Annotated in this window: 22 protein-coding genes and 1 pseudogene; 2 read left to right on the forward strand and 21 right to left on the reverse strand. The window is 50.7% G+C overall.

The annotated features are described in order from the left end of the window. Window positions 1-97 precede the first annotated feature (97 nt). Window positions 98-3,274: an ATP-binding protein gene (locus VSQ62_RS15450; protein ID WP_334635716.1), complete on the forward strand. Its 3,177-nt coding sequence runs from the start codon at window positions 98-100 to the stop codon at window positions 3,272-3,274. Window positions 3,275-3,359: 85 nt separating this feature from the next. Here the strand turns inward: VSQ62_RS15450 and VSQ62_RS15455 are convergent. The 18 genes and pseudogenes from VSQ62_RS15455 to VSQ62_RS15540 form a co-directional block, all read right to left on the reverse strand. Continuing rightward, window positions 3,360-3,914: pseudogene (locus tag VSQ62_RS15455) on the reverse strand (D-alanyl-D-alanine carboxypeptidase family protein); the annotation flags it as partial. A 467-nt stretch (window positions 3,915-4,381) separates the two neighbouring features. After that, window positions 4,382-4,588, reverse strand: coding sequence for an alpha/beta-type small acid-soluble spore protein (locus VSQ62_RS15460; RefSeq protein ID WP_334637676.1), 207 nt, complete (start codon window positions 4,586-4,588; stop codon window positions 4,382-4,384). 66 nt (window positions 4,589-4,654) lie between these two features. Beyond that, a complete protein-coding gene (recG, locus tag VSQ62_RS15465) occupies window positions 4,655-6,685 on the reverse strand; it encodes an ATP-dependent DNA helicase RecG (RefSeq protein ID WP_334635717.1) in 2,031 nt (676 codons plus the stop codon). A 2-nt stretch (window positions 6,686-6,687) separates the two neighbouring features. After that, complete coding sequence (locus VSQ62_RS15470) at window positions 6,688-8,379, reverse strand: DAK2 domain-containing protein (RefSeq protein WP_334635718.1); 1,692 nt, start codon at window positions 8,377-8,379, stop codon at window positions 6,688-6,690. 20 nt (window positions 8,380-8,399) lie between these two features. Beyond that, window positions 8,400-8,759, reverse strand: coding sequence for an Asp23/Gls24 family envelope stress response protein (locus tag VSQ62_RS15475; RefSeq protein WP_334635719.1), 360 nt, complete (start codon window positions 8,757-8,759; stop codon window positions 8,400-8,402). A 122-nt stretch (window positions 8,760-8,881) separates the two neighbouring features. After that, window positions 8,882-9,070: a 50S ribosomal protein L28 gene (gene rpmB, locus VSQ62_RS15480; protein ID WP_070089066.1), complete on the reverse strand. Its 189-nt coding sequence runs from the start codon at window positions 9,068-9,070 to the stop codon at window positions 8,882-8,884. 197 nt (window positions 9,071-9,267) lie between these two features. Then, window positions 9,268-9,405 carry a hypothetical protein gene (locus tag VSQ62_RS15485; RefSeq protein WP_334635720.1) on the reverse strand — a complete coding sequence of 46 codons (138 nt, stop codon included), beginning with the start codon at window positions 9,403-9,405 and terminating at the stop codon, window positions 9,268-9,270. Between the two features lie 80 nt (window positions 9,406-9,485). Continuing rightward, window positions 9,486-9,890, reverse strand: coding sequence for a GerW family sporulation protein (locus VSQ62_RS15490; protein WP_334635721.1), 405 nt, complete (start codon window positions 9,888-9,890; stop codon window positions 9,486-9,488). 14 nt (window positions 9,891-9,904) lie between these two features. Then, window positions 9,905-11,089: a DUF2953 domain-containing protein gene (locus tag VSQ62_RS15495; protein WP_334635722.1), complete on the reverse strand. Its 1,185-nt coding sequence runs from the start codon at window positions 11,087-11,089 to the stop codon at window positions 9,905-9,907. A 1-nt stretch (window position 11,090) separates the two neighbouring features. Beyond that, a complete protein-coding gene (locus tag VSQ62_RS15500) occupies window positions 11,091-11,411 on the reverse strand; it encodes a hypothetical protein (protein ID WP_334635723.1) in 321 nt (106 codons plus the stop codon). 37 nt (window positions 11,412-11,448) lie between these two features. Then, window positions 11,449-12,927, reverse strand: coding sequence for a peptidoglycan D,D-transpeptidase FtsI family protein (locus VSQ62_RS15505; protein WP_502957755.1), 1,479 nt, complete (start codon window positions 12,925-12,927; stop codon window positions 11,449-11,451). Continuing rightward, window positions 12,860-14,287 carry an FtsW/RodA/SpoVE family cell cycle protein gene (locus VSQ62_RS15510; RefSeq protein ID WP_334635724.1) on the reverse strand — a complete coding sequence of 476 codons (1,428 nt, stop codon included), beginning with the start codon at window positions 14,285-14,287 and terminating at the stop codon, window positions 12,860-12,862. Before VSQ62_RS15510 ends, VSQ62_RS15505 begins: the two co-directional genes overlap by 68 nt. Window positions 14,288-14,295: 8 nt before the next feature. Continuing rightward, entirely contained in the window at window positions 14,296-16,515 is a 2,220-nt protein-coding gene (locus tag VSQ62_RS15515) for a peptidase U32 family protein (RefSeq protein ID WP_334635725.1), read from the reverse strand. 36 nt (window positions 16,516-16,551) lie between these two features. After that, window positions 16,552-16,965, reverse strand: a complete 414-nt coding sequence (locus VSQ62_RS15520; RefSeq protein ID WP_016219266.1) for a cell division protein ZapA — start codon at window positions 16,963-16,965, stop codon at window positions 16,552-16,554. Between the two features lie 64 nt (window positions 16,966-17,029). Continuing rightward, the gene (gene ruvB / locus VSQ62_RS15525) at window positions 17,030-18,037 is read right to left on the reverse strand and encodes a Holliday junction branch migration DNA helicase RuvB (protein ID WP_334635726.1); all 1,008 of its coding nucleotides are present in this window, start codon (window positions 18,035-18,037) and stop codon (window positions 17,030-17,032) included. A gap of 21 nt (window positions 18,038-18,058) precedes the next feature. Then, window positions 18,059-18,667, reverse strand: a complete 609-nt coding sequence (gene ruvA, locus VSQ62_RS15530) for a Holliday junction branch migration protein RuvA (RefSeq protein WP_334635727.1) — start codon at window positions 18,665-18,667, stop codon at window positions 18,059-18,061. A gap of 27 nt (window positions 18,668-18,694) precedes the next feature. Next, window positions 18,695-19,186 carry a Gx transporter family protein gene (locus VSQ62_RS15535; protein WP_334635728.1) on the reverse strand — a complete coding sequence of 164 codons (492 nt, stop codon included), beginning with the start codon at window positions 19,184-19,186 and terminating at the stop codon, window positions 18,695-18,697. 4 nt (window positions 19,187-19,190) lie between these two features. After that, window positions 19,191-19,562, reverse strand: coding sequence for a NusG domain II-containing protein (locus tag VSQ62_RS15540; protein ID WP_334635729.1), 372 nt, complete (start codon window positions 19,560-19,562; stop codon window positions 19,191-19,193). A 191-nt stretch (window positions 19,563-19,753) separates the two neighbouring features. Between VSQ62_RS15540 and VSQ62_RS15545 the strand changes: the two genes are divergently transcribed. After that, complete coding sequence (locus VSQ62_RS15545; protein ID WP_334637679.1) at window positions 19,754-20,746, forward strand: FAD:protein FMN transferase; 993 nt, start codon at window positions 19,754-19,756, stop codon at window positions 20,744-20,746. A gap of 61 nt (window positions 20,747-20,807) precedes the next feature. Here the strand turns inward: VSQ62_RS15545 and VSQ62_RS15550 are convergent, their stop codons facing one another. The 3 genes from VSQ62_RS15550 to VSQ62_RS15560 all read right to left on the reverse strand — a co-directional run bounded on the left by VSQ62_RS15550 (window position 20,808) and on the right by VSQ62_RS15560 (window position 22,786). Next, window positions 20,808-21,419: a hypothetical protein gene (locus VSQ62_RS15550; RefSeq protein ID WP_334635730.1), complete on the reverse strand. Its 612-nt coding sequence runs from the start codon at window positions 21,417-21,419 to the stop codon at window positions 20,808-20,810. A 128-nt stretch (window positions 21,420-21,547) separates the two neighbouring features. Further along, on the reverse strand, window positions 21,548-21,985 hold the full coding sequence (locus VSQ62_RS15555; RefSeq protein WP_334635731.1) for a DUF2752 domain-containing protein: 438 nt from the start codon (window positions 21,983-21,985) through the stop codon (window positions 21,548-21,550). Between the two features lie 9 nt (window positions 21,986-21,994). Then, a complete protein-coding gene (locus VSQ62_RS15560; RefSeq protein ID WP_334635732.1) occupies window positions 21,995-22,786 on the reverse strand; it encodes an RnfABCDGE type electron transport complex subunit B in 792 nt (263 codons plus the stop codon). Window positions 22,787-22,788: the final 2 nt, after the last annotated feature.

Below are 22,788 nucleotides of genomic sequence, written 5' to 3' on the forward strand. Positions count from 1 at the left end.
TTCCGTCAAGAAACCTGCAAACCAAACCACAGGAATATCTGGTAATTACATCAGAATATGTTATAATGTAAGAAATGCTAAGAACGAAGGTGGAACCGTGAATATCAAAGAATATGAGAAAATACTGCGCTCGATCCCGTCTACCGGAATCTTCATTATCCGTGAGGACGATCATACTATATTACATTATAATGAACGGGTACGCGAGGTGGCTCCCCATATTAAAAAGGGAATGCCCTGCCAGAAGCTCGGCAGCCACTCCTGCGCGAACTGCCCGCTCCTGACTATTGGGGACAAGCAAGAGAACCAGACTATCAACTACAACAATATATTCGGAGAGATGGTCGATATCATAGCCGTTCGGACACTGTGGGAGGATAAGATTCCCGCGTTTATCATCATGGTGGCGCCGCATACGCAGTCCATCAGCAATACCTATCACAAGATTCTCCGGGTCAATCTCTCAGAAGACCGCTATGAAGTAGTGAAGATCAACCCGGAAGACCGGGCATTCGGTTATGGAACAGACATCTTCTCGAGCTGGCTTGGTCAGTTCATCTACAATGGCGGCATCCACCCGGACGATATGAATAATTTTATCTCCTTTACCCGCCCGGAGCATATGATAAGCGCCTTAAAGTCCGGCAAGAAATCCTTAAGCTGCTGTTACCGCAGACGCTCCGGCGATGATTACCGCTGGAATCTGATGGAAGTTGTTCCAGACCCCGATCCGGCAAGCGAAGACCTGTTCGTTTTCCTATACGTCAAGGATGTACACGACATCCTGCAGGAGAGCCTGGAGCTTGATGATGCCAGCCTGCGCGTTCAGGAAGTCATCCGAACCCTGGGTGAACAGAACTTCGGAATATACGGAATCGATCTGGATACAGGGGAGGCGAACCTTGTCCGTGAGAATGGACATACTCATACCGGCTGGAAATCCTGGACTGTACAGTGGAACGAGATCATGAGTTCCCGTCTGCTCAAGCAGATTCATCCCACAGACAGGGACAAATTCTGTCACAGCTTCTCTTTGGACGGCCTGCGCCAGACCAAGGACACTTCCGTTGAGAAAGCGGATATGCTCTGCCAGTGGCGCGGAGAAGAAGATCACGAATACCGCTATATGGCAGTGATCGCTTACTTCGGCCAGAACCACGGCACCAAGAATTACACGATCCTGGCGCTGCAGAATGTAGACAAGCGTGTGCGCCAGGAACATACCCTTACGCTCAGAGATATGCAGCTTGCGGCGATCCTTAAGTCCCGTTACAGTGTCATGACTACCGTTTATCTGGAGAACGGCCAGTGTGAGCGGGTCTGGATCAATGAAGACAGCAAGATGCAGAACAGTTTTTCCGGCAATTATCATCAGTATTTTCATAATCTGCTGGAAACAACCGTTAATCCCGAGGATGCGCACATCTTCCAGAAGGTCATGAGTCCGGAGCATCTGTATCAGAAGGCGGCCGATACTAGAGACTATTCCGAAGAGATCTGTCAATACCGCATCCTGGGAACCTCTCTGCGATGGATGGAACAGCATGTGATCTACGCCCGTCAGGGGAATCGGATGTCCGTCAATATCCTGGGTCGGGACATTACCCGGGAAAAGCTTGAAGAAGAGATTCGCCTGAAAGGCGAACAGGAACAGGCCGACATTATCCGTTCCTTAAGCGGCATGTTCTTCGCGACCTATTATGCGGATCTGGAGCAGGATTTTTTCCGCAGCGTAACACAGCAGCTTCCTGAAGTCAAGAAGGCTCTGGACAATGAAGTCGACTATGAGACCGGTCTTCGAATCTATGCCGAGGCCTTCGTCCATCCAGACGACCGCGAAGAATATCTTAAGGTTCTCAGCACTCAGAATCTTAAGAAGAAGCTTAGCCGGAAGAACCCTTATGTAACCCTTGCATACCGCAAGCTCCCGGAACAGCCTGTGACAAGGCCGGAAGAATACGGTTGGATCCGCAGCACGGCCGTACTGTCTCAGACAGACGCAGACGGCAAGGCACGCTCCATCGTCTATGCCGCACAGGACGTAACGGAGAGTAAGCGCAAGGAGATGCGGGAACAGCAGGCCCTACAGGCAGCATGCGAAGCCGCCGACCAGGCCAATGCATCCAAACGGAACTTCCTCTCTTGTATGAGCCATAATGTACGGACTCCGATGAACGGCATTATCGGCATGCTTAAGATCGCGTCTGACCATCTGGAAGATCACATCCGGGTACAGGATTGTCTCAGCAAGGCGTCTTTATCCAGCCAGCAGCTTCTCTCGACGCTTAATGAGATTCTCGATATCAGCCAGATCGAGTCCGGGAATTTTAAGCTGGAAGCCGAAGCATTCTGCCTGTCGGATCTGATGCAGGAGATCAGCGAAGCCGTTCTCCCCGACGTCCGCGCGAAGAACCTTACGCTTAAGGTCAACCCTATGCAGGTGGTGCACGAAGAGATTCTCGGAGACCGGATGCGCCTGCAGCAGATGATCATGAATATATTATGGAATTCAGTCAACTATACCCTCGTCGGCGGCACACTTGAGATATCCGTAACCGAGCATGAGTCAAACGAGCATGGCTGCAGCTCTTACAATTTCGTTTTCCGTGACAGCGGGATCGGCATAGAGGAAGAATTCATTCAGCATATTTTCGAACCTTTCAGCCGTGCAGACGATCCTAATGTCAGCCGGATCGACGGAGTCGGCCTGGGTATGACGATCGCCCAGAACATTGCCCGCATGATGGGCGGAACGATCAGTGTGAAGAGCAGATTCGGAGAAGGAAGTCAGATTACCGTAACCGTAATCCTAAGGCTCCAGGCTTCGTCTGAGATATCCGACAGTCTGCCGTCTGAGACATCCGACACACCTGCCGGCGTCTCTTTTTACGGACGCAGGATTCTTCTTGTGGAAGACAACGAACTTAATCAGGAGATTGCCATGGAACTGATAGGCGAGCTTGATGCGATGGTAGAATGTGCCGCAGACGGCAGAAAAGGCCTTCAGCGCTTCGCGGAGATGCCCGCAGGATATTATGATATGATCCTTATGGATATACAGATGCCCGTAATGAACGGTTTCGACGCCACACGCGCGATCCGTAAGCTTCCGCGCGCCGATGCCGCAACCATCCCTATCATCGCCCTGTCCGCCAATGCTTCCGTGGAGGACATGACGGCAAGCCATGAATCGGGAATGAACGGGCATATCGCCAAACCGCTGAATATCCCACAGTTGATCGAGCGCATGGGTTATTGGCTGAAAGAACGATAAGAAACCGGGGGAACCTGTTATCTCAACAGATTCCCCCTTAGATACTTTTCCCATATCTGATATCCTCTATTCTACTTTTATTATACGCCGCACATGCGTCATTGGCGCTCGCCACAGAGATACACTTAATAAGCGTATCAACTGTCTGCACCTCCCCCGGCTCTAAAAACACCTGTGAGCCTCCCATCGACGCCGCATACTCTGACGTAGTAACCTGATCCTCCAGCTTGATCTTCCCGTCCTTTAGCGCATCGAAGATCAGCAGCAGCGTCATAATCTTCGTAACGCTTGCCGGGGGCCGCTTGGTATCCGCATCCTTATCATAGATCACCTGCCCAGTAGAGGCTTCCATCAAAACCGCAGACGGCGCGCTTACCGCCAAGCTCCCTGCGCTCCCGTCTCCTGTTGGTTCTTCCGCTTCCCCGGTTTCCTCCTGCGCGTCCGCTTCCTCCTGCGTACCTGTCTCTGCTTCCTCCTGTACGTTTGCCTCCCCCTGTGTTTCCTCTTCTTCCCGCGCATCCGCATCTTCCTGTTCCTGCGTCCCTGTATCCGTATACAGAATCGGCTCCCGCACCTGCATCGCGTACACCGGCTGCACACATAACAGGACGCTGCATAAAACTGCCACAATTTTTTTCATACACTGGCTCCTTGTTAGTCTGTTATTATTATTACTATTGTAATATGAATCATTGTAAAATATACCAATTGAGGTGTACCCAACTGAAAAAGAACAGGCGTCGCAGCCTGCTCTCATAGAAATGTCCCCCTGCCCGGGTTATGTAGAAAACGGAATGCTTATTATGTAGTTCCGTTTGATGAATGGGAAAGAACACCCCATCAGAAGCATTCGCATTTTTCTTCTTCGAAAATTCTCTCATGTAACTCTGTAAATATCATAACACTTTTTATCGGATACCGCAACAATTTGTCTGATTTTATTGAAAAACCGTGCTACTTATATTGACAATTTTTTACATATTCTCCCACAAATCCAGTACAAGATCCATACATGAAATTTGGGACAGACAGGTTCGAAAACCCATTTGCCCCAATTTCATTCAAAAGCCTGTTAAGACTTCCTGCAGTGATCCGAAAGATCCGCTGTTATTTGCCAGCCATCTGCTTTTCCTGCTGCTCGATCATCTTCTTAACCATATAACCGCCGACAGAACCGTTCTGTCTGGAAGTCAGGTCGCCGTTGTAACCATCTGTAAGCGGTACTCCCAACTCGTTTGCCACCTCATATTTGAACTTGTCTAATGCTCCCTTAGCCTCTGGTACGGCTGCTCTGTTTGATGAACTTGTCATAATTGTCTCCTCCTTTTTGTAACTTGAATTGTACCTTTCTTTTTGGTACACCGATAGTATATGGAGGATTCAGATTATTACACTGGAAGTTGTTTCATAATCTGGAAGATTCTTCACCCAGTCATTTTCAGTTTCTAAAAGTTCATCCGCAGCCTCATTGGCCATCTGAAGGATCTTCGCGTCCTGATACACGTCGCCAAGCCGGAAATCCATCAGTCCGCTCTGTCGGATACCGAACAGATCGCCCGGCCCGCGAAGCCTCAGATCTTCACTGGCAATCTTGAATCCGTCGTTAGATTTATTTAAAATAGAGAGACGCTCTTTCGTCTCCTTCGACTTCGAACCGCTCATGAAGATACAATAGGACTGATGACTTCCTCTTCCGACCCTTCCGCGAAGCTGATGGAGCTGAGCCAACCCAAACCGTTCCGCATTTTCGACCATCATCACCGCCGCGTTAGGCACGTCGATCCCTACTTCGATGACAGTTGTCGACACCAGGATCTGAATCTCATTTCTCCCAAAACGATCCATGATATCGTCCTTCTCGGTCTGCCGCATCTTCCCGTGCAGATACGCCACACAGATTCCGTCTCCCATCTCGCTCTGTAGCATGGATGCATAGTCGATGACATTCTCCGCCTCTATGCTCTCGCTCTCCTCGACCATGGGACAGATCACATAACACTGCCGCCCTTCTGCCACCTGCTTCTTCATGAATGTATATGCCGTCTGACGATACCCTGTGTCCACCACACAGTTTTTGATGGGCAGACGGTTTGCCGGAAGCTCGTCGATCACGGATATATCAAGATCTCCATACAAGATAATGGCAAGCGTCCTTGGAATGGGCGTCGCGCTCATGACCAATACGTGGGGCACACCGCCCTTCCTGGCAAATGCTTCTCTTTGCTTCACACCGAATCTGTGCTGCTCGTCCGTCACCACAAGAGCCAGACAGTCGTAATTCACCGCACCCTGGATCAGCGCGTGAGTACCGATGATGATCTTCGCATACCCGCACTCGATCCGGTCATAGGCCCTGCGCTTCTCCTTTGCCGTCATGGACCCGGTCAGAAGAACTACCTTAATCTTGATACCGTAAGTCTCGAATAAACTCGTGACAGATTCATAATGCTGTCTTGCCAGCACTTCTGTAGGCGCCATCATCGCCCCCTGATATCCGTTCAGCGCCGCAGTCATCAGGGCAAGAACCGCCACGATCGTCTTGCCGGAGCCCACGTCACCCTGCACCAGCCTGGACATAGCTGTATCGCCGGATATATCCCTTAAGATCTCCGTCCAGACCTTCTGCTGCGCATTCGTCAACTGATAAGGAAGGCCTTGTACGAAGGCTTCCACCTCCGGCTTCATCTCCATTCTATATTCATTCGCAAGTTTTTCATTTTTATCCTTAAGCTTGCGTATGGACAGAATGAATGCCAGAAATTCCTCGAATACCAGACGCTCTCTGGCGTGATAGAACACTTCCTTATCCTCCGGGAAATGAATTCCGCGCACCGCATAATTATATTCTGCCAGTCCATACTTAAGCCGGAGTCTGCCGGGCAGGCTGTCCGCCGCAAGATCCATCCCGTCCAAAGCCTGCCGGACCGCCTTCATCACCGCATTATTGGTAAGGCCTGAAGTCAGGCCGTAGAGCGGCTGCAGCGTATTCAGCCTGTCGGCGTACTTCTCGCTTGGATAGAACATCTCCGGGTGCTCCATCACCAGGCCGTCCCTTCTTCGCAGCACTCTTCCCCGCAGGGTAAGCGAACCGCCCTTGGCAAATGTACTCCGAAGGAATGGCATACGGAACCAGATCACCTTAAGCGTCCCGGTGAGATCCTTCAGATACAGCGTCGTCACCTGCATCTTCGCGGTGCCCGACACCTGTACCCTTCCATAGATCGCGCCGCTAACCGTCTGCGTCCGCCCTTCCTCCAACTCGCTTACAGGAATCGGTTCTTCATAGACGTCATACCCTCTGGGATAGTACCGGATCAGGTCGCCCACCGTACTGACGCCGACTTTCTCGAACAATCTCTGAGTCTTTTCACCGATTCCTTTCAGTTCCTTGATACTCGTCTTATCTATCATAGTTACTCGACTGCGAGAACATAATAATAGATCGGCTGTCCGCCAAAATGCGCATCCACATCCAGATCCGGATAGATCTCCTCAATCTGTGCGATAAACCGCTCGGCGTCCTCTTCCTTCACTTCCTCGCCGTAATACAAGCTGATCAGTTCAGAATCCTCATCCACAAGCTGCGCAAGCAGTTCCTTCGTCGTCTCTTCCACACTTCTGCCTACCGCAAGGATCCCCGCATCGCCGATCCCCATGATATCGCCCTCATGGATCTCCTTATCATCAATGTGCGTATCCCTGACCGCATAGGTAACCTGACCGGACTTCACATTCTTGATGCCTTCCAGCATCGCTTCCTCATTCTCCTTCACACCGGCTTCCGGCACGAAATTAATGATCGCCGTAATGCCCTGAGGAACCGTCTTCGCAGGGATCACCACGATCTCCTTATCCTCTACCAACGCCTTCGCCTGATTCGCGGCAAGCACGATATTCTTGTTATTCGGAAGGATAAATACACAATCCGCGTTCACCTGGTCGATGGCATTGAGCATATCCTCCGTACTGGGATTCATGGTCTGGCCGCCCTCAATGATATGGTCGACCCCAAGCTCCTTGAAGATCTCGTTCATCCCTTCCCCGATGGACACCGCGATGAATCCCATCGGCTTCCTTGGTTCATCACTCTTCTTAGCCAGGCTCTCCGACTCCTTCTTTGCCGCTTCCTGCGCCGCGATCTTCTCGGCGTCACGGATCAGCTTCTCCTGATGCTCCTCACGCATATTGTCGATCTTCATACGCGACAGCTGACCGTACGTAAGCGCCCTCTGGATCGCAAGCCCCGGATCGTTGGTGTGCACATGCACCTTCACCACGTCTTCATCCGCGACACAGACGATAGAATCTCCGATCGAAGACAGATACTCCTTGAAATCCTGCTCATTCTCGTCCGTGAATTCCTTCTCCGTCAGGATGATGAACTCCGTACAGTATCCGAACTTGATGTCCGCCGCCTCGCCCGCATCAGAAGCCGTAATCTTCACGCCGGTTCCCGCTCCCGGAGCGATCGCGCTGTAGTCCACCTCTTTCCCAAGGAATGCGTCATAAGCTCCCCTGATCACTTCCACAAGACCCTGGCCGCCGGAATCAACAACCCCGGCTTCCTTAAGTACCGGAAGCATATCCGGCGTCTTCTCAAGCACCTCCTCGGCATGACGGATCACTTCTGGAAGAAATACCTCCAGATCGTCCGTCTCCTCCGCCATCTCGGCCGCCTTATCCGCGATACCGCTTGCCACCGTAAGGATCGTCCCTTCCTTCGGCTTCATGACCGCCTTGTACGCCGTATCCCTCGCCCTTGCGCAGGCCGCCGCAAGACCTCTCACGTCGATCTGCTTCTCCTCGCGGATCGACTTGGTGAAGCCTCTTAGAAGCTGTGACAGGATCACGCCGGAATTCCCCCTTGCACCCCGCAGGGAACCAGAAGAGACCGCCTTCGCAAGCTCCTTCATATCAGGCTTCTCAAGCGCCGTCACTTCCTTTGCCGCAGCCATGATCGTAAGCGACATATTCGTCCCCGTATCCCCGTCTGGTACCGGGAATACGTTCAGTTCATTGATATATTCTTTCTTCGCCTCAATATTCTGTGCACCTGCCAAGAACATCTTCGCAAGCATATCCACATTAATCGTCTTCGTAGCCACTTCTTATGTTCCTCCTTAACTTAATCGATGACTTTAACGCCTTCAATGTAGATATTGATCTTATCTACCGGCATCCCTGAAAATTCTTCTACTTTATATTTTACATTGCTGATCAAATTCTCAGTCACGGCTGAAATACTCACACCATATGCGACAACAATATGAAAGTTGATACTGATATGGTTCTCATCCGATATCGCTACCTTGATCCCCTTCGTCAGGCTCTCTCTCTTAAGCAAATGCACCAGCCCGTCCTTCATATTCACCGCAGCCATTCCTACTATACCAAAACATTCCACTGCAACGGTTCCTGCGTACTTCGCTACCACTTCCGGATCGATCGTAACGATTCCAAGATCCGTACTCATACATCCTTTCATATCTGAAACCTCCTGTCATCCTTCTGAACTATGGTACACTAGAGATATTATACCCTTTTTTTCCATATATTACAACAAATAAAAACTCAGATCTCGAAATGAAATCTGAGTTTTAATCTTCCCTATGCACGCTCAACTTTTCCTGACTTTAAGCAAGAAGTACAAACATACATCTTCTTTGTTCCACCATTCTCCGTCTTAACACGAACTGACTTAACGTTTGATTTCCACATCTTTGGTGTCTTTCTATGAGAGTGGCTTACATTGTTCCCAAAGTGAGCACCCTTTTCACAAATAGCACATTTAGCCATGACTGCACCTCCTAACGCTCCATATATAGTCTGACAAGCAGACTCACAACACTAGTATCTTAACAGATGGAAAGAAGAATTGCAAGCATTATTTGTGCTTTTTCAGGTTTTTTTGGAAATTAACTGAGAACCTCGGTGAACATATTCTTCCCCTCCAAGCCCTAACCCGGTTCCACCATTGGTCTTTCATAACACTATTAGCAACAAAACAAATTATATCCCGCCAGTATGCACAATATGATACACAGCACCTCTACGAACGTGTTCGGCAGGATCAGAGCCAATATCATCCCCACCGCCACACAGAACAGGGCAAATCCTACTACCCGCTTCATCCCTGCCACCCTTGCCTCTGTTTTCTATATCATATGTGCATACTCCTGTAAAAATGCGTAAATCCTGCGCCGTATCAGATCTATTCCGCGAAATCCTCATCATCCGCACGGTCCAGGATGTCCACCACATCCTCCTCCGTCATCTTGTCTTCCTTCTTAGACCCAAACCGGTCGATTACATCCGGCACCATATCCAGGATCTTCGTCATGGTATCCTGATTCTTGACATTCACGAGCTTCGTGTGTCCGTTCTGAATTACAAGCACCGCACTTGGCGTCATCTTACCTCCAAGTCCTCCCGCGCCCTTCTCCTTGCTGTCCCCGTTGAATGCTCCCGCGCCCACCGCGAAAGACACATCCACCAGAGGAAGGATGATCGTATCACCGATATGGATTGCCTCTCCCACCACCGTCTTAGATGAGATCACACCATTCATACCTTGAAACAGGGCCTCTACTGCTCCTTTAAATTGATTCTCCGCCATAATCTTTACTCCTTTTATAATTTAAAATTCCTTACATGCCTGTACGTCATACGCACGTCCTTACACCACACAAGCTTCCACAACAGCCACACGAAATAACTTACCTTGATCTTCCCTGCGACCTCCAGATTCCCGTCAAGAACCTTCCGCTCAAAGTCCGGATACACCCTGACATCATCACCCAGGAACGGATACATGACGCTGATCCCTGCCAGAATCCTTCCTGTGAGGGACGGATCTTCAAACCCATAGCGGACTCTGGCGGCGACTCTCTTCGGCCTAAGCTTCCGAAGCAGCCTCCACAGCTCATCCTTCGCCTTCACGAACGCCTTCTTATGGATCTCGTCTGTCAGGAAGTCAACGATCTTGTCCTTCTTACCCTTAAGCGATTCTATCTTCTCACTGATATTCTCAATACTGTCCTTCACCTTCGCGGGAATATCTGCGATCTTCCGATACAGTCCGGTTATTTTTTGCCAAATGCTCTGACAGAGGTCTGTAATTTTCTGCCATATAGATCTGTGTTCTTCTTCACAGCCCGCGCCACAGTCTGAAGCCTCGCAAGGCTCCCCACACGAGCCTTCTTCGCTCTTCGCAGCATCTTCCCCAGAAACTTCACAGAGCTGCCCGACCTCTTTAACCTCACCGGTATCAGCACTTTCTTCTTCGCCTTCCACAGCTTCGGCAAGTTCTTTCCTGTCTTCTTTGCTTTCCAAAGCTTCGCCAGACTCTTCCCTGCACCGCCTCGTTTCTTCCACCATAACATTACCGGGCTCTTTGCCCTCTTCTTCCACAGCTTCGGCATTCTCTTTCCCGTCTTCTTCCAGATCTTCACCGGCATTTTCTTCTTCGCCTTCTTCAACATCTTCCCATAATTCTTCCATTTCTTTGTCATACGTTTCCACCTCTGATCTTATCGTACTTTTCTCTTCCTGGCCGCTCCTTATGTTCTTCCATGCGATCCGGATCCGCCAGGTCAGTTCCTTCTCCTCATAACACGCATAGAACCCCACCAGGTGCAAAAGCCACGTTACCCTGGCACCTGCACGGATCCCCGCAAACGTACCGTCACAGGAAGCCCTGATGTCATACCTGACCGGCACATAGAGAACAACACAAGCCAGCAATACAAGTATCCCCAGTATCGCTGCAAATATAATCCCTATGACCTTCAAGATAAGCACTAGAATATGTAGCATCTTACTCTTCCTGTTCTCTCTCTAATATAAAGGAGCGAATGTCTGCCCCTTTTGTCTTATTATACACTTCCTGAGCGATTTCTCCCACCATTTCTACCGCATCTTCATAACCTTTTGCAATGCCGACCACGAAAAAATCATCATGGGGAAACTCCGGCTGCAGCAAGACCATCGAATGATAGATCTCCAACTGGTCCTCCCCATTCATGGGAAGCGTTATGATATGGATATTCATCTGCAGCTTATTTTCTTCAAGCTTACGGATCACTTGATCCTTCTTCCTGATCCCTTTTGCCAGATATAGATGTTTATAGTATCTCATATTCCACCCTCTTTGTATACCAAAAATATGAAAAAAATCAGTAATACGCGTCAAACACCTGCTTCGCCACATTCACAGCCTTCGCCGCTCCGTCCGCAGATTCAATGATCACGCTGATAGCAAGCTCCGGATTATCCACATTGGTCATACCGATGAACCAGGAATGATCCTTCTCCTTATCAGAGCTGTACTCCGCCGTACCGGTCTTCCCCGCTGCCGTATAGCTCTGCCCGCTTAATACCGACGCCGTGCCGTAATCCACAACACCCGTCATATACTGCTTCAACTGGGAGGCCTCCTCCGGCGTCATCAGGTTCTTGTACTCCTTGGGCAGATTCTTCTCCACCTCCTGCCCGGAATGATTCGTAATCGAATCCACCAGATACGGCCGCATCAGCGTCCCCCCATTGGCGATGGCGCTGGCGATCAGCGCCATATGGTAAGGGCTGACCTGGGTCTGTCCCTGCCCCATGGCAGTCATCATCTTCTCCCCGTCTACAGAAGAAGCATTCAGCTGAAATCTGCTCTGGCTGTATGGAAGGTCCGAAGGAAGCTTGGAATCAAACAGTACCGCCTTTGCCGTACTCTTGAACCGCTCCGCATCCAGCGCCAAACCGATATTACAGAAAGAAGTGTTGCACGAATAAGCCATACTGTCCGCAAATGAAACCTGGCCGTGGACATTCCCCCCGTAGCAGTGAATGGAAACTCCGCCCTGCTCGATCACACCGCTGCATTGATAGCTGTAGTCCATATACGCCGGATTCTCCCGCATATATTCCAGCGCCGTCACCACCTTGAAGGTAGAACCCGGCGCATACTGTCCCTGCGTCGCCCGATTAAGAAGCTCACTGTCTTCGCTGGAATTCAGATATTCCCAGTTTGCCGACAATGCATTGGGATCAAAATCCGGCTTGGACACCATCGCCAGGATCTTCCCGGTAGAAGGCTCTATCACCACGACCGCCCCCTTAAGGTCTCCCAGCGCATGATAAGCGGCCTGCTGCAGATTCAGATCCAGCGTCGACACAATACTGTCGCCCCTGTGCTTCTGATCCTGGAATTCGTCCTTAAGCTTGCTTAGAAAAAATGCGTTCGAGGTAAGCAACTCAAAATTCATCTTTGATTCCAGCCCCGCCTTGCCGTGGTCACTGTACCCGATCACGTGGGCAAACATACTGCCGTAAGGGTATTCCCGCGTCTCTGACCCGTCGTCCCCTACTCGGGTCGTGGCAAGGACGACCCCGTTCTTGTCCAGGATATCCCCCCGGACCACCCGCTCCGCATAAGCATCCTTCCTCGCATTATACGGACTCTGGATCAGCTCCTGGCTTTTGACCACCTGAAAATGTACGATATACCCCATCATCCCCAGAAACAGCGCCACGAAGATATACGTGACCCTGGCAAACTCCTTGTTCCTGACCCTCTTTTCCCTGGCCCGCTTCCTATCTCTTTTTCCTGCCGCGCGGCGCTCTCTCCAGCTCATCCCTTCTCTTTCCATATCTCTCTTCATACGCCTGTCTGTTTCTCCTTGCCCGCTGTCTCTCTCTCTTCCTTCTCTCAATATCTTCTTCCTCATCTTCCCTTACGATATATAATCCCTGGATGATCGCAAACATGATCAGGGTACTCAACAGCGAACTTCCCCCATAGCTTACCAGCGGAAGCGTCACCCCTGTGGAAGGGATGAACTTCGTCACACCGCCGATATTCAGAAACGCCTGGAATATATAACAGGTTCCAAGCCCCAGAGCCACCATCTTATAGAACATATCATGAAGCTGCATGGCAATATTCAGGAACATCACATAGCAGCTCACACAGATCAGGATCATACACAATGCGAAGATCAGCCCTAATTCCTCCGCTATGGCTGAAAAGATAAAATCCTCGTCCGCAACCGGTATACTGTCCGGCATCCCCTGGAACAATCCCATCCCAAACCAACCGCCCGTCCCAATGGCAAATAAAGACTGCGCCACCTGATATCCGCCGTTGTCGTAGGCTGCAAACGGATCCTTCCATACGATCACCCGGGTCTTCACATGGTTGAACAGATAATACGCCGCAACAGACGCTGCACTCCCCGCGCCCACCCCGGCAGCCACATACAGGAATTGATGGGTCGCCACATAGAGCATCGCCAGATATACGACAAAGATGATCAGTGCAGCCCCCAGATCCTTGGATACAACAAGGATCAGCACATGGAATGCGGCAAGAGCCGTTGTGATCACAATATTCCTGAATTCCATCGACAGCTTGAAGCTGGACGCCACGAAGAATACGAAGATGATCTTCACAAGCTCCGACGGCTGGATACTGATCCCGCCTATGGTGAATCCAAGCTTCGCGCCGTATGACACCCGCCCCGCCACAACGACGATGGCAAGAGACGCGATGCCCGCAACCGCATACAGATTCCTCCACTCGGAGAGCTTCTTGAACTTCCGGATGATCACCGGAACCGCCATGCTTATGGCAACCGCTCCCGCCGCAATCAAATATTGCTTTACGGCCTTCTCATAGTTCAGCCTTGCAAGAATGATCATGCCGATACACAGAAGCATGCACATATTATTGACCACCAGTCTTGACGACTTTGGATACAACATCTGATACAGCAGGATCGTCGCCGCGAAAAGAATCGTCTGAATCACATAGAACGCCAGGATCTTCATATCATCCTTCTGCAAGTACATCACCATAAACGCAACGATATGCAGCATGAACATCAACGCATTCTGCCTTCTCAAGATCCGCTTCTGGTCATATGGATCATAATATCCGAAGATGCTGAAACAATGATATGTGTACATTGTGATCAGCAAGATCATCAGATATTTGGATATTTCTACAATAATATTTACCAAATCTTCACCTACTTTACTCCCCGTTTAAAATGTCCCCTCGTATATTCCCTCTCCGGCGGCGTCAGCGCCTTGCGGCGGATAAACGCGTCTGCATAAAGCTCTGCAATACCGCGTACTTCTTCTCTCGTCTCCGCAGTAAAGTCAAGCCTGATCTCTCCCGGGGCAAGCCTCCTGATCTCCTCCGCCTGATCCGCCAGAAACAGCGGCGCACTGTTATAAATGACATTATAGCAATACCTGCAGCACCTTCGCACCGCAAAGCGCTTCTTATAACGGTCACTGATACAGAGGTATTGGGAATCTTGTCTGCCGCCTGAAAGCTCCGTCTTAAGACACTGATCCGTTGTCTTCCAGATACAATTCGCCGTTATCATCACCGGCTGATAACCATAGACGCTCAAAACGGCTCCCCTGATATCAAGCCTTCCCAACTCTCTGGCGTTCAGCTCCAAAGGCGCCGTAAACCTGCTGATTCCAAGCTCCCTCATAAAATTCTTGCCGTATCTGTTAAATACATACAGATTATGGTCCGAACGGATCTCCTTCGCATATCCATGCTGCTTAAGCCACCGATAGCTCTCTAAGTTGCGGATCAGCACACCGTCATATACGGACACAAGCTTCTCATAGAATCCTTCCCAGTCCCCGGCAGCTTTCGCCCGGAAGATATAAGGCATCGCAAGATAGATCCTGCACCCCGGGCGCTCCTCCTTAAGCCTGGGGATCCTCAGCAGCAGATCCCCCGTCCCCGGCAGGTCATCCACATAGATCACATCCGCATATCCGCAAGAGTACGCCTCTTCCAACTGTTCCAGGGTCTGCACGGAATATGCCGTCTCTGGCTGTCCTTCCCGATAAGCCCCGTCCGGCTGTACCCTGACACCCCCTGATCCGCTCTCCAACGGCCGATCTGCCATGCCGTCACATTCACTAAGGTCCAAAATCCTCCGTTCACTTCTCTGATATCTCTCTAGTATACACTCTGCAAGCTTCCGGGTCCCGTTCCTTCTCAGTTCATTCAACGCCTGCATGGTAAGAAATGCTTGTCCTTCGATCTGTACCTCCAGCTTGTCAAATGTAAACTGTGTATTCCCGGTCTTACACATCTGCTTCTTCACCCGCGCCGCCTCAAGAGGCTGCTTAAGAGCCTGCTGCACCGTCTCACCCTCGCACTCTGCCCGGCATTCCCCGCAGGATAATAACAGTTTAGCACGGCTGCCGGGAGAAAGTATTAATTTACCATTAATTTTTTCTTGTAATTTATAATCCTGAACCCGTTCCTCTTCCTTAAGGGCAGCGGGACGCTGCCAGGATATCATATCCTTCCCGTTGTACCGCATATAATATCCGTCCGTGTATCCCCGGCGCTGGTATGCACTCAGGAGCGCTTCCTTATCCTCTTTCGTTACCGTATACTTTCCCCGGCTGCAGGCTCCCGACTCCAGACAGATATCCGCATACTTCCGATACATCTGCACCACCGTATACACATAATCCGGCTGCTTCATCCTGCCTTCGATCTTGAATGAATCGATCCCCGCCCCGATAAGTTCCGGAAGCATCTCGATCGTACACAGATCCTTAAGGCTTAAGAGATCTGCCGCTTTCCCTCCGTCCGCCCGGTAAGGCAGGCGGCACGGCTGGGCGCACTGTCCCCGGTTGCCGCTCCGTCCACCGATCATACTGCTCAACAGGCATTGACCGGAATAGCAATAACACAGCGCCCCATGCACGAAGCACTCGATCTCAAGCCCCGTCTGCTCCTTCATCTTCCGGATCTCAGAAAGGGACAGCTCCCTTGCCGGAACCACCCGGGTGATCCCTTTCTCCTTAAGAAGTGCCGCTCCGTCCGCACCGGTGACCGTCATCTGCGTGCTCGCATGAACCGCCAGATCCGGAAAATACCTTCTCAGATACCCGATCACTCCCAAATCCTGAACGATCACGCCGTCGGCGCCCCTCAGATAATAGGGCAGAAGATATTCATATAACTGGTCGATCTCCGAATCCTTGAGCAGCGTATTGACCGTAAGATAGATTCGCCTCCCATGGATATGAACATAATCGATCGCCTCCAAAAGCTCCTCTTCAGACAGGTTCTTCGCATATGCCCTTGCCCCGAATCTCGTCCCGCCGATATAGACCGCATCCGCCCCCGCACAGACTGCCGCCCGAAGGCTCTCTATGGAGCCTGCCGGTGCAAGTATCTCAACTCTTCTTCTCATCATACCTCTCCTCTTTAAAAAAGGCTGTCCAAAGACAGCCTATTTCTTCCGATTATTCTTTATCTCCGTCTCCAACTGGACAATCTTCATCTGAAATTCCTTATTCTCTTCCTTAAGCTTGTCCATGGATTTCTCCGCATTCTCGAGTTTGATCTGCACCGATATCAGCTCATGCTTCAGATCATACATCTCCTTGTCCTTCGCCTCTATATCACTCTCCAACGTGCCGCCCTGCTTCTTAGCCTTGAAATAATCATCCGCGATGTTCAGCGCCAGCAGAATGCTTCTGGTCTCGGCGCTCTGCTTACGGTATCCGTCACTGTTGCTGCACTCCTCAATCTTGTGGTTCAAATATGTAGATACCTTCTGGAGATAGTCTTCGCTCTCAAACCCACTCAGGGTAAATACCTTGCCCCCTATTAATACTTCCGTAAAGTTTTTTGATGATGCCATGAGAAGCCTCCTCGAAATTCTTAATCTCTGTCCCTATTATAAACTAAACTTTCACAAAAACCAACTATTTTTCGATAATTTCACGTGAAATTCCAAGATGGTGGTATGCATGATCTGTCACAATCCTGCCTCTTGGAGTCCGCTGTATGAATCCATTCATAAGCAGATACGGTTCATAGACATCCTCAATGGTTCCCGCGTCCTCCCCGATGGCCGCCGCAAGGGTGTCTAGACCTACCGGGCCTCCTAAGAACTTCTCGATCATAACCTGCAGTAATCCGCGGTCCGTCTGGTCCAGCCCTTCTTTATCCACATCCAGAAGATCCAGCGCGTAATTCGCCACCTCTTCTGTAATATATCCCTCGTACTTGACCTGCGCGAAGTCCCTGACACGCTTAAGAAGCCGGTTCGCAAGCCTCGGCGTTCCCCGTGACCGCCTTGCGAGCGCGTAAGCACCGTTCCTGTCGATCCCTACCTCCAATACCTTCGCCGACCGGAGGATGATAGTCACCAGTTCCTCCACCGTATAGAACTCCATACGGTTCACCACTCCGAAGCGGTCCCTCAACGGCGCCGTGAGCATTCCTGCCCGCGTGGTCGCTCCCACCAGTGTGAACTTCGGAAGGTCCAGACGGATCGACCTTGCGCTCGCTCCCTTTCCGATCATAATGTCGATGGCATAGTCCTCCATCGCCGGATACAGCACCTCCTCCACCTGCCGGTTCAGCCGGTGGATCTCATCCACGAACAGCACATCTCCCTCCTGCAGGTTGTTAAGGATCGCAGCCATCTCCCCCGGCTTCTCGATTGCCGGGCCGGAGGTGATCTTAAGATTGACCTCCATCTCATTGGCAATAATACCGGCAAGCGTCGTCTTGCCAAGCCCGGGCGGACCGTAGAACAACACATGGTCCAGCGATTCTTTCCTTGCCTTCGCCGCCTCGATATAGATCTTCAAAGTCTCCTTCGCCTTCTCCTGCCCCACATAATCCGCAAGCATCTGCGGCCGCAGGTGGCTCTCTATCTTAACATCCTCTTCCAGATTCTCTGTCGTAATGATTCGTCTGCCCATACTCCTTACTCTCTCCCCCTATCATGACAGCCCCTTAAGTGCAAGCTTCAAGACCTCTTCTACCTCCATGGCCTCGCCGATATCCACCTGCTTCACGGCCCTCAATGCCTCTGTACTTCCATATCCAAGCGCCACCAGAGCCTGCACCGCCTCACCCTGCACTTCACTGTGATAAGCCGCCCCTTCAGCCGCTCCCGGATCGGCCGCGATATGCTCCAGCGCATCCTCAAGCTTAAGCTTGTCCCTAAGCTCTAAGATCAGCTTCTCAGCCGTCTTCTTCCCGATCCCCGGCGCCGCACAGATCGCCTTCACATCGCCGGCCAGAACTGCGAACCGAAGATCGTCGGGGCTTAACACTGCCAGAACCCCAAGCCCTCCCTTAGGCCCGATCCCATTTACCCCGATCAGCAGCTTAAACACCGTCAGATCGTCCCTGGTAAGGAATCCATACAACTGCATCGCATCCTCCTTCACATTCAAGTATGTATGCAGCTTCACTTCCCTGCCGACGGCCGGAAGCTTCCCCATCGCCTGCCCCGACATATAGACGCCATAGCCCACGCCGCCCACATCTACGATCACCTTATCCTCCTCAAACGCCGCGACTGTACCTCTCAGATAAGAAATCATCCATACTCCTCCTATTACTCATTCAAATTACTCATTCAAATTAACAAGCCTCTTCAGCATCTCATTCGCCGCGATCCCGATCAACAGCCCTGTAAACATCCCTGCGACCAGAAGCACCGGAACATAATAGACCACGCTGAAGGTCTCGACCACCAGCATCGCCACAGCTAACTGACCGATATTATGGAATACGCCGCCTGCAATACTGACTCCCATCACGCTGAACCCGCCGTTCCTCTTAAGCAGCGCCATGGCGCTTAGGCTTAAGATACCGCCTGCTAGGCTGTATATGATGCTGAAATAATTGCCGAACAAAAAACCGGAGAGCAGCACCCGCACCACAGACAGCAGGTATGCTTCCTTCACTCCAAGCCTATATAATACCAGCACAATGATGATATTTGCAAGTCCAAGCTTCATCCCGGGGATACCGAAATGAAACGGGATCAGGGTCTCAACATAGCTGAAGATCAGCGCCAGCGCCGTAAAAACACCAAAATAAGCTACTCTGCCCCGCATATATCTACCTCGTTACCGCGTCGAATTCTCTGCTTGTCCCCGACTCTATCTCCACAACGACCTTATTGGGGAGGCAGATAATACTCTCACGGTTCAGGGCGATCGGCTTCTGATGGACACAGAGTTGGTCCGGGCAGTCCGCTTCCAGCATAGAAGCCTTCCCGTTCCTGATAAGAAGGACGTTCGTCCCCCCGTTGATCTCATACTCCCCTTCTTCCGACAGATTGTATGTATCCTGTATCGCACCCTCTATCTTAACGATCACCCGGTTCGCACCCTTCCCGCCGATAAATATATGGACAAGGATCGTAAGCCATGCTACGCAGATGATGATCATGATCAAAACCCAATCCTTCTTCTTCAAACCAGTCTTCATATCTATCCACCTTTCCGCCTTACTGTTGCCTCAACTCGTCTGCACCGAACAGCAACATCTCAAAAAACATTTTAACACAAGAAATCCATCTCTTCAACCACATGTTCGATTGCATATCTTCTTTTTTATGTTATAATGGTTACAGTTCAGGCGCAAAATTAACAGAAATGATGATCGAGGTATACTATCCCATGAGACATAAGAGACTAGCTGCAGCAATTACATCTATTGCCATTCTTCTGTCCGGGTGTTCCGGGCTTCCAAGAGAGCGGGACCAGATCTACACGGACACGCTTTTTGATACGGTGATCCGCATTGAGATCCTTGATTCCGTTGACGATGATGTATTAAAAGGCTGCGAAGAGATTTGCAAGAAATATGACGCCATGTTTTCCAATAAGATCGAAGACAGCGAGATCTCCCGGATCAACGCCGCAGGCGGCAACCCGGTCGAAGTATCCGGCGAGACGGTCAAGCTGATTAAGAAGGCTCTCTACTACAGTGATTTCTCCAACGGACTTTTTGATATTACCATCGCTCCCGTATCCAAGCTATGGGATTTCCATTCAGAGACGCCGGCTCCTCCTCCGCCGGAGGTCTTGAATGAAGCAGCAAGCCACGTTGATTATAAGAATATTATTGTGAAGGACAATACGATCCAGCTTAAGGATCCTCATGCCTCCATCGACGTGGGCGGCATCGCCAAAGGATATATCGCAGACCGCCTCAAGGAATACCTGAAAGAACAGGACGTCAGGCACGCCATCATCAACCTGGGGGGCAACGTTCTTGCAATGGGCAGCCGGCTTGACGGTTCCGACTACAACATCGGTATCCAGAAGCCCTTCGACGATGCGGGAGAACCGATCACCTCTGTCCGGATCTCCAACAAGTCCGTCGTGACCTCAGGAACCTACCAGCGCTACTTCAAAGCAGACGGTAAGCTATATCACCACATCCTGGATCCTAACACGGGACTTCCCTGTGAGAACAGCCTTAACAGCGTTACGGTCATCACCGATTCGTCGCTCACCGCCGACGCGTTGAGCACTACCTGCTTTCTGCTCGGACTTGACAAGAGTATGCAGCTCATCGACCAGTTAGACAACGTGGACGCCGTCTTCATCACTAAGGACAATAAGATCCACTATTCCAAGAATTTTCAGCACAAGATCAAGAAATAATTATATAACGATAATAAGAGAGACTGTCCGTATCGGCAGTCTCTCTTATATTGCACTGTCTCTAATAGTAGAACCCGCTTCTGAAGATCATGGTTCCGAACATCGCGATAAAGATCAGGTAGATCACAAGAACCACGCCCATCATGATCAACTGGGCACGGCAGAAGTTCCTGCGGTTAACATTCGTCGTCTTGCTGAACGCCCACACGAAATACAGCACGATACCCACACACGGGATCATCGCCGCCAACAGTGTGAGCAGCCAGTCTCCCATGGTCATCGGTGAAGTGTCCTGTCCCGGCTCATAGATCTGATTATTGTTCCCGGTATTATAACTATAGTTATCCTGATAGTTATATCCATTGTTCTGATTGTAATTATAACTGCCGTTCTGGTTCTGCTGGCTGTAATTATAACCGCTGTTCTGCTGTCCATAATTATAACCGTTGCTCTGCTGGTTATAATTATACGCGCTCTGCTGGCTGTTCTGATTCTGGCTCGCATACTGGTACTGCTGGTAATTCGTCTGCTGTCCCGCATTCGGATCCGTATACTGATTCTGATCATCAGAAGCGCCCGCATTCAGGTTCATAGAATCATTCCCCGCCGAATCACCTGACGGCTGACCGGAAGTCTCATTCTCCTTCGGTGTATTATCATAATTATTGTCCATCGTAATATCCTCCTATTTATGGTATCGCCCCCTCACCTTCGTTCGGCGGCACGTCGTCGGAAGGCATCTTAAAAATGCTTCGCATTTGCCTTCCTCCTCATTCTACCACGGAAAGCTTGTAATTTCAATCACCGTAACATCCGTCCGGACAAAAATCGCAGTAAATTCCTCTCATAATAGCTCATTGGCGGCTCTCCCGGGAAATACATCCACATCCTCCACCCATAGAACAGGATCACCAGAACCATGAGCACAGTAAGCCCTGCCTTAAGCTTCTTTCCCATCCGGCGCCCCATGATATAACGGTTCCATCCAAACACTGCAATATACCCTGCGATCGGATAGATAAAGGGATGGATCCGGTACGCGCCGGCAAGGTCAAGCCTGAGCAGCGCGAACCCCGCCCTCGTAAGCCCGCAGCCCGGACAGGGAAGCCCTGTCACCATCACCATCGGACATAAGCTGTACAGGAAATATCTCCCCAACGCAAAATAGGCGATTATTATTATAATCGCCCATTTTATGTCTTTTATGTCTTTCCACAATAATTTTAAAGCACGTCTCATCCGCGTCCCCTACAAAATCGCCTTCTTCGGACACTTCTCAGCACATTTGCCGCAATTGGTACACTTCTCCGGGTCAATGTGCGCGACATTGCCTTCAACCTTGATGGCGTCGGATTCACAGACCTTCTCACACATCTTACAGCCGATACATCCAACGGAGCATGCCTTCATCACATCCTTGCCCTTGTCGTGAGAGCTGCAGGCAACCAGATGCTTCTGGTCGTACGGTACAAGCTCTATAAGCTTCTTCGGACACGCGGCGATACACTTGCCGCAGGCCTTACACTCTTCCTTATCCACAACGGCAACGCCATCCACAACATGGATCGCGTCAAACGGACACGCCTTCACACAGCTTCCCTCGCCGAGACATCCGTAATTACAGGACTTCGGACCTCCCGCCTGCATCATGTTGACCATCACGCAGTCGTTCAATCCATAATACTCATAGTCCTTGCCAGCCTTATCACAGGTTCCGGCACATTTGACGAATGCAACCTGACGCGCCTGCGCCCCTGCCTCGACGCCCATGATCGCGCCGATCTTCTCCGCAACCGGCGCGCCGCCTACCGGACAGCCGCCGATCTCCGCCTCGCCTTTGACGATAGCCGCCGCAAGTCCGGAACATCCGGCATATCCGCAGCCGCCGCAGTTATTGCCCGGAAGCACGCCAAGGATCGCCTCTTCTCTCTCATCAACCTCTACTGCAAATTTCTTGCCTGCCACACCAAGGAACACACCAATGAACAAACCGGTGCCGCCCACGATCACAGCAGCAATGATAATACCTGTAACACTCATCG

Origin of the sequence: Sporofaciens sp. JLR.KK001 (assembly GCF_036941055.1) — a bacterium.
Taxonomy (GTDB): domain Bacteria; phylum Bacillota; class Clostridia; order Lachnospirales; family Lachnospiraceae; genus Sporofaciens.